Source organism: Myceligenerans indicum (assembly GCF_016742955.1).
Taxonomy (GTDB): domain Bacteria; phylum Actinomycetota; class Actinomycetes; order Actinomycetales; family Cellulomonadaceae; genus Myceligenerans; species Myceligenerans indicum.
The window spans coordinates 1-1,334 of record NZ_JABBYC010000125.1; the positions used below are offsets into that span (position 1 = coordinate 1).

Annotated in this window: 1 protein-coding gene and 1 other annotated feature; the gene reads right to left on the bottom strand. The window is 67.1% G+C overall.

The window, feature by feature from the left end:
* Positions 1 to 1,235 (bottom strand): IS3 family transposase gene (locus tag HGK34_RS22190; protein ID WP_372433179.1). Its coding sequence is split into 2 segments (ribosomal slippage): positions 1 to 1,010 and positions 1,010 to 1,235, totalling 1,236 coding nucleotides; the frame shifts between segments, so codons are not numbered across the junction.
* Positions 880 to 1,011: a sequence feature (AL1L pseudoknot), on the bottom strand. (Overlaps the previous gene by 132 nt.)
* Positions 1,236 to 1,334: the final 99 nt, after the last annotated feature.

Sequence of the window (1,334 nt, forward strand, 5' to 3'; positions counted from 1 at the left end):
TCAGTTGTTGACGACGGCCAGCTCTCTGGCCGGGGCTTGAGTGTAGTAGGCGTGCTCGACGGCGGCCGGTGAGGCGTAGTCGAGAGCGGAGTGGACGCGGCGCTGGTTGTACCAGTCGACCCATTCGGCGGTGGCGTACTCGACCTCCTCGAGCCTCTTCCACGCCCCGAGGTGGAACACGGTCGTGTCGATGCATTCGGCCTTGTACAAGCCGATGGTCGACTCCATGAGCGCGTTATCGTACGCATCCCCGACCGACCCGATCGACGGGATCAGGCCCTCCAGGCCGAGCCGTTCGGTGAAGCGCACGGACGTGTATTGAGATCCGGCGTCCGAGTGGTGAATGGTCTTCACGATCGGGTGTCCGTTCCTGGCCCGAGTCCAGGTCGCCATCCGCATCGCGGCGAGCACGAGCTCGGTCTGCTTGGAACCCGAAGCGTGCCAGCCGATGATGCGGCGGGAGAACACGTCCACGACGAACGAGACGTACACGAACCCCGCCCACGTGCGCACGTACGTGAAGTCCGCAACCCAGGCGCAGTCCGGCCGCAGCGCAGTGAACTCGCGGTTGAGCAGGTCACCAGCCCGTACGCCATCCCTGGCCGGGATCGTGGTGCGCACCTCGCGACGCCGGGTCGTCCCGGCCCACTCGTTCGCCCGCATGACGCGCTCGACCGTGCAGCGGGCCACCTCGATCCCGCGAGCCCGCAAGACCCGCCAGGTCTTACGTGCCCCGTACAGGGACTCCGGGGTCGCGACCGCCTCGCCGGCGTCGTTCACCCGGATGCGCAGCGCGCGGATCTGCTCGGCCAGCACGGCATCGGAGACCGTCCGCGCTGCCGGCCGTTCCAGCCGCTGCTGGTGGGCGTAGTAGGTGCTCGGGGCGATCTTGCAGCCATGCTCGGTGAGCACTCTGCAGATCGGCTCGACCCCGAACCGCACCTTGTGCTGCGTGATGAACTCGCAGATCACTTCCGTGGCGGGTCGAGCTCCCGCGCGAAGAAACTTGCCGCGGACTTCAGGATCTCGTTCGCCCGCTTCAGCTCGGCGTTCTCACGCTTGAGCCGCTTGATCTCCTCGCGCTCCTGCGACGTCACGCCCGGCTCGCGCCCCGCATCCACGTCAGCCCGCTTGACCCACAACCGCAGACTCTCGGTCCCCACGTCCAGCCGCTGCGCGATCGCCTTGATCGCCGCGTACTGCGTCGGGTACTCCTCCCGGTGGTCCAGCACCATCCGCACCGCACGAGCCTTGAGCTCGTCGGGGTAACGCTTCGTAGACACGATCGGAATCCTCCCAAGGATCACACCCTCCACGAAACCCGGGGCGGTTCA